General features: G+C 58.9%; 7 protein-coding genes. 4 read left to right on the forward strand and 3 right to left on the reverse strand.

The annotated features are described in order from the left end of the window. On the forward strand, positions 1-486 hold the full coding sequence (locus ABJP42_RS02190) for a DUF2269 family protein (protein ID WP_348338261.1): 486 nt from the start codon (positions 1-3) through the stop codon (positions 484-486). Positions 487-699: 213 nt separating this feature from the next. Beyond that, complete coding sequence (gene ileS, locus ABJP42_RS02195) at positions 700-3,615, forward strand: isoleucine--tRNA ligase (protein ID WP_348338262.1); 2,916 nt, start codon at positions 700-702, stop codon at positions 3,613-3,615. Positions 3,616-3,709: 94 nt separating this feature from the next. Here the strand turns inward: ileS and ABJP42_RS02200 are convergent, their stop codons facing one another. After that, on the reverse strand, positions 3,710-4,111 hold the full coding sequence (locus ABJP42_RS02200) for a hypothetical protein (RefSeq protein WP_348338263.1): 402 nt from the start codon (positions 4,109-4,111) through the stop codon (positions 3,710-3,712). 188 nt (positions 4,112-4,299) lie between these two features. Between ABJP42_RS02200 and ABJP42_RS02205 the strand changes: the two genes are divergently transcribed. Beyond that, complete coding sequence (locus ABJP42_RS02205; protein WP_348338264.1) at positions 4,300-4,764, forward strand: methylated-DNA--[protein]-cysteine S-methyltransferase; 465 nt, start codon at positions 4,300-4,302, stop codon at positions 4,762-4,764. A gap of 130 nt (positions 4,765-4,894) precedes the next feature. Here the strand turns inward: ABJP42_RS02205 and ABJP42_RS02210 are convergent, their stop codons facing one another. Together ABJP42_RS02210 and ABJP42_RS02215 are read right to left on the reverse strand one after the other, a co-directional pair. Then, the gene (locus tag ABJP42_RS02210) at positions 4,895-5,587 is read right to left on the reverse strand and encodes a CDP-alcohol phosphatidyltransferase family protein (protein WP_348338265.1); all 693 of its coding nucleotides are present in this window, start codon (positions 5,585-5,587) and stop codon (positions 4,895-4,897) included. A gap of 39 nt (positions 5,588-5,626) precedes the next feature. Continuing rightward, positions 5,627-5,851: a hypothetical protein gene (locus ABJP42_RS02215; protein WP_348338266.1), complete on the reverse strand. Its 225-nt coding sequence runs from the start codon at positions 5,849-5,851 to the stop codon at positions 5,627-5,629. Between the two features lie 238 nt (positions 5,852-6,089). On the opposite strand from ABJP42_RS02215, the gene ABJP42_RS02220 reads away from it, so the two are divergent. Then, positions 6,090-6,273 (forward strand): hypothetical protein (locus ABJP42_RS02220; protein ID WP_490363173.1); only part of this gene is annotated, 184 nt, incomplete at its 3' end.

The following is a 6,273-nucleotide window of genomic DNA, read 5'->3' on the forward strand; positions in this document are numbered from 1 at the left end:
ATGGAGTTTGATCTGATCCTGCGGTGGCTGCATGTGCTAGGGGCTTGCACCCTGTTGGGCACCGGCACGGGCATTGCGTTCTTCATGCTGATGGCGCATCGCACTGGCGATCCCCGCCTCATTGCCCATACTGCCAGCATCGTGGTGCTGGCGGATCTGTTGTTCACCACTACGGCCGTGGTGATCCAGCCAATAACCGGGGCCTTGCTGGCCTGGGAACTGGGTTGGAGCCTTTGGGAAGGCTGGATCCTGCTGTCGCTGGCGCTCTATGTGGTGACGGGACTGTTCTGGCTGCCAGTGGTCTGGATCCAGCTGCAGCTGCGCGATCTGGCCCGCGAGGCTGTTGCTGCACAGCGCGACCTTTGCGGGCGGTATCATCGCCTGTTTCGCATCTGGTTTGGCTGTGGCTTTCCCGCCTTTGCTGCCGTGCTGACCATCGTCTGGCTGATGTTGGTGCGCCCGGACTTAGGCCCATGGTTTGGCTGAGGGCGCAAGAGGGTTCTGGGGTCTCGGGCAAGAGTGGCTTTACCCCTGTCGCGGAGCAGCCTATAAGGCGGCTATGTCCCATATCGCGGCCATCATTATTCGAATTATATCCCCGGCGCTCTGATAGCATGAGACGCCGGGCAAAGGCGCTTGAGCCATCGCGCTGCTCCGAACATTCCAATTTGTGAACCGAACATCCAAAGGACGCCACCCATGTGCGCCGAGACCACCGACACTCCTGAATACAAACAGACCCTGAACCTGCCCAAGACCGATTTCCCGATGCGCGCGGGCCTGCCCAAGCGCGAGCCAAACTGGCTGGAACGCTGGGCCAAGATCGGCGTCTATGACCGGCTGCGCGAAAAAGAAGGTCGTAGGCCTTTCACGCTGCATGACGGCCCGCCCTATGCCAACGGCCATTTGCATATCGGTCACGCCCTGAACAAGACCATCAAAGACATGATCGTGCGCAGCCATCAGATGATGGGCTTTGACGCGCGCTATGTGCCGGGCTGGGATTGCCACGGTCTGCCCATCGAGTGGAAGATCGAAGAGCAGTACCGCAAGAAGGGCAAAAATAAAGACGCGGTGGATGTGGTCGAGTTCCGCCAGGAATGTCGTGCCTTTGCCGACAAATGGGTTGATATCCAGCGCGAAGAGTTCAAACGCCTGGGCATCACCGGCAACTGGGCCGATCCCTATCTGACGATGGATTTCCACGCCGAGGCGGTGATCGCGGCGGAATTCCAGAAGTTCCTGATGAACGGAACGCTGTATCAGGGCTCCAAACCCGTCATGTGGTCACCAGTGGAAAAAACCGCCCTGGCCGAGGCCGAGGTGGAATACAAGGACAAGGACAGCTTCACCATCTGGGTGAAATTTTCCGTCTCCGGTGGCTCTGACGATCTGTCCGGCGCCAGCGTTGTGATCTGGACCACCACCCCCTGGACCATCCCTTCGAACAAGGCAGTGGTTTACGGCGACAGCTTTGACTACGGCCTCTATGAAGTCACTGACGCCCCCGAGGAATGCTGGGCCGCCAAGGGCGATCGCTTCATCCTGGCCGACAAACTGGCCGCTGACGTGATGAGCCGCGCCCGCCTTGAAGAGGGTCAGTATACCCGTGTGCGTGGCGTGCCGGCAGATGAGTTGGCAACGCTGCAACTGTCGCACCCGCTGGCCGGGGCCGAAGGCTCCAACGGCGAATGGGATGCCCCGCGTGATTTCCGCGCAGCACCTTTTGTGACCGACGAAGAAGGCACCGGCTTTGTGCACTGCGCGCCGAGCCATGGTATGGAAGAATTTGAATTCTACCGTGACCTGGGCATGCTGGAAGACATGATCACCTATAACGTTCAGGACGATGGTGGCTTCCGCGCCGATCTGGCTTTCTTTGGCGGCAAATACATCCTCAACCGCAAGGGCGGTGAGGGTGACGCCAATAAGTGCATCATCGACAAACTGGTCGAAGTCGGCGGGCTGCTGGCCCGTGGCAAGATCAAACACAGCTACCCGCACAGCTGGCGCTCTAAGGCGCCGATCATCTATCGCAACACGCCGCAGTGGTTTGCCTCTGTGGATCGCGCGGTTGGTGATGGCCAGGATGAGATGGGTACAACCATCCGCGAACGTGCCCTGCGGTCCATCGACGAGCTGGTGAAATGGACGCCGCAAAAGGGCCGCAACCGGCTTTACTCCATGATCGAAGCTCGCCCCGACTGGGTGCTGTCGCGCCAGCGCGCCTGGGGCGTGCCGCTGACCTGTTTTGTGAAAAAGGGTCTGCTGCCTACGGATGAGGGCTTTATCCTGCGTGACGACGAGGTGAATGCCCGCATCGTCGCGGCCTTTGAGGCCGAGGGCGCAGATGCCTGGTATGCGGATGGTGCCAAGGAACGCTTCCTGGGCGGTGACTATGCGGCGGATGACTGGGAGCAGGTCTTTGACGTGCTGGACGTCTGGTTTGATTCCGGCTCCACCCATGCCTTTGTACTGCGTGACCGCAAAGACGGCACCGAAGACGGCATTGCTGATGTCTATATGGAAGGCACTGATCAGCACCGTGGCTGGTTCCACTCATCCTTGTTGCAGGCCTGTGGCACCAAGGGGCGTGCCCCTTACAAGAACGTTGTAACCCATGGGTTTACCCTGGATGGCAAGGGCAACAAGATGTCCAAATCCCTGGGCAATACCATCGTGCCCGAGGAAATCGTCAAACAGTACGGCGCCGATATCCTGCGGCTCTGGGTGGCGCAGGCCGATTATACCTCGGATCAGCGCATCGGCCCTGAGATCCTGAAAGGCACCGCTGACAGCTACCGTCGCTTGCGCAATACCATGCGCTATATGCTCGGCTCGCTGCATGATTTCAGCGAGGATCAGCGGGTGGACCCCGCCGATATGCCCGAGCTGGAGCAATGGGTGCTGCATCGCCTGGCGGAGCTGGATCATCAGGTTCGCACCGGCTATCAGAGCTTTGATTTCAACGGTGTCTGGCAGGCGATCTTCACCTTTGCCACTGTAGATCTCTCGGCCTTTTACTTTGATGTGCGCAAAGACGCGCTCTATTGCGATGGCGATACGCTGAATGCCTGCGCCGCCCGGACGGTGCTGGACATCCTGTTCCACCGGCTCACCACCTGGCTGGCGCCAATCCTGGTCTTCACCATGGAGGAAGTCTGGCTGGAGCGCTTCCCAGGTGACAACAGCTCGGTGCATTTGACCGATATCCCTGACACGCCGGCCGATTGGCTGAATGAACCGCTCTCTGCCAAATGGGCGCAGATCCGTCAGGCCCGCCGGGTGGTGACAGCCGCGCTGGAAGTCCAGCGTATCGACAAGGTGATCGGAGCCTCGCTGGAGGCCCATCCGGTGGTGCATATCCGCGAGCCCGAGGTGCTGGAGCTGCTGAAATCGGTGAATTTTGCCGATATCTGCATCACCTCCGATATCAGCCTCACGGGCGATCCAGCCCCGGCAGAGGCCTTCCGCATGCCCGAGGTCGACGGCATCTCAGTGGTCTTTGAAAAGGCCGAGGGCGCGAAATGCCAGCGCTGCTGGAAGATCCTGCCAGATGTGGGCAGCCATGCCCATGCGGGCGTCTGTGGCCGCTGCGAGGCCGCGCTGAGCTGAACCTTATTGGTCCGGTGTGAGACGGATAATAGTGAAAGGCCCCCAGAAATGGGGGCCTTTTTGCGTCACTGGCCCTCTCGAAAGGGGGAAACTGCTACGCGAGAGAGGTCTGGATCACCGGTCTGTTGGCAATACTCCGGGTGGCGCGGTAGTTGTTCTCCGCCGTCAGGACGCTGGCGGGTTTGGGGCCGGGCGCGTGACCGGATGCCAGCACCAGATATTGCGAGACCAGAGCTTGTTCGCTGTAGATGCCAAGCCATAAAGCCGCGTCGCGGGCAGCTGCCTGCGCTGGCCCCATGGCCTGGTTCATCTGGCTGATGTTGCTGAGAGGTGGAGCACTATTCTTCACCCCTGAAAGCGCCTTTTGCCGCTGCAAAGCACGGTCCAAGCCCTGTGATTTCCCCTCGTTGAGACTGGCATCCACCGCAGGCACACCGGCCTTAAGGGAGACCGAGATACTGGTGACGCCGAAGCCGGGACCCATTGCAGACATCATGTTTTCACCCATTCCAATTTGATGGTTCCTTTTTAGATGAATTTTAGCAAAATTGGCCGGTCCCTTGGGTCAGCGCAGCACTCAATCAGGATGATTTCCTATACGAATGAGACTCTTTTTTATGGGTGCGCTGGGTATCTCGTGGTTAACTGCGCCACATCTCTTTCTCCAACTGGATCCAGGTTCCCATGCCTTCAGCTATGTTCGACAGTCTTGTTGGTCCCCTATGTGTCACGGAAACGGATGGCGCCATAACGACGCTGTCTTGGCATGGGGCTACGACGCAGACCAAGTCAGACAGAACGGCCCTGTTGAACCTAGCGATTGCGCAGCTTGACGCCTATTTCGCCGGTGAGCTCCAGGTCTTTGATCTGCCGTTATATGTGGCGGGGTCCGATTTTCAACGCGCAGTCTGCGACGCCATGCTCGCCATACCCTTAGGCGAAACCCGTACCTATGGCGATATCGCCAGGGACCTCAAAGCCCCCCCACAGCCCGTGGGCAATGCCTGCGGTGCCAATCCAATTCCGGTGATCATTCCCTGCCACAGGGTGCTGGCAGCCAATGGGCTGGGCGGGTTTTCCGGCCAGGGCGGGGTCGAGACCAAGGTTACCCTGCTGAAACACGAAGGCGCCGCCAGCCTGCTGATCTGAGCCAAACACTCAGCTCCGCAGACCCCCTGTCATCATCTTTCTGATAAATATTCCGGGGTGAATGCGCCCGGGCGTCAGGCCGGGCGCAGAGGGGCTGGCCCCTTAACACCCTTTTCCACGGCCTCTGGCATCAGCTGCGTTCTGGCAGGATCTGCTGGGCGATGCCGACAAAGACCAGATAGACTGAGGTCACAACCAAGCCCCAATGGGCCCAGCTCTGCGGGTGGAAATCCACCCAGGCGGCCCAGCCGGCAAAGAAGGTCCAGGCTAGGGCAACGGGCAGCGAGACCTTGCGCCAGCGCACCGTGCGCACGGGGTGAATGAATTTCAGCGGCAGGAACATCGCCACCGATAAGAGCGTCACCAGTACCAGAATGGTCCAGTGATTGGGTTCCAGGGCAAAGATCACCAGCACCAGCATGTTCCAGCAGCCGGGAAAGCCGGAAAAGGAATTGTCCTTGGTCTTCATCCTTGTGTCGGCAAAATACATCGCACTGGCAAAGGTGATGACGATGATGGCAAACCAGCCGGTCCAGCCCGCCATCAAACCGGATTTGAACAGGGCAAATGCTGGGATGAAGACATAGGTGAGATAGTCGATGATCAGATCCAGCAAGACGCCGTCAAACTGCGGCGCATAGCGGTTCACCTGATAGTGCCGCGCCAGCGGCCCATCAATGCCATCCACCGCAAAGGCCACAACCAGCCAGACAAACATCAGGCTCCATTTGGCATCGACAGCGGCCAGCATCGACAGCATGGCAAAAACTGCACCGGTGGCGGTGAGCAGATGGACGGAGAGGGCGCGGATCTGTGGTGTCATTTCCCTGTGATGGCGAATTTCATTCGCGCCTGCAAGGCTTCAGTGCAACCAGGTCGGGTATTCCTGCTGCGACTGTGTCAACTGGCCCATTTCACCATAGCCGCTCTGAGCCCGAAGCAGTACCATCTTGGTGCGCGCACCACCGGGGACAGGAAATTCTGGCAGGCGATTCTTATGCGGGCCACGGGGAAAGCGGATTTGCGACGGGGCCGGTGCAGGGGCTGCAGGGGCGGGATGAAGGTCAAGCGTCATCGCTGGGGTCATCTGGGGCATCCTTTCTGGAGCGAGGGGTGCCCTCAGATAAACCGCCAGATGTTAACCATAGATGCAGCCTGGCAGGGAAAACTATCTCGAATTTTAGCAGTTTCCAGTTGCGCAACAATTGATGTCCGCGCTGATTGATGCAGGTCATTACATTCCATGTTGGGAATGTGTATAATATCCGACACAGAGGGTGATCAAGCTGGGAGTTCAGCAAGGGAATTCAGTAGGGGAGATCTGAATGTCACATCGCGCAGAGCATTGGAACACGGTTTATCAAAGCAAAGACACAGAGACAGTGAGCTGGTTTCAAGCCGACCCCGTCCCTTCTCTGCGCGCCATTGCGCTTTGTGGTCCGCGTTCTTTGTCGGTGATTGATGTCGGCGGCGGCGCCTCGCGTCTGGTTGGCGCCCTGCTGGATCAGC

The sequence above is a fragment of the Pseudophaeobacter sp. genome (assembly GCF_039971195.1).
GTDB lineage: Bacteria > Pseudomonadota > Alphaproteobacteria > Rhodobacterales > Rhodobacteraceae > Pseudophaeobacter.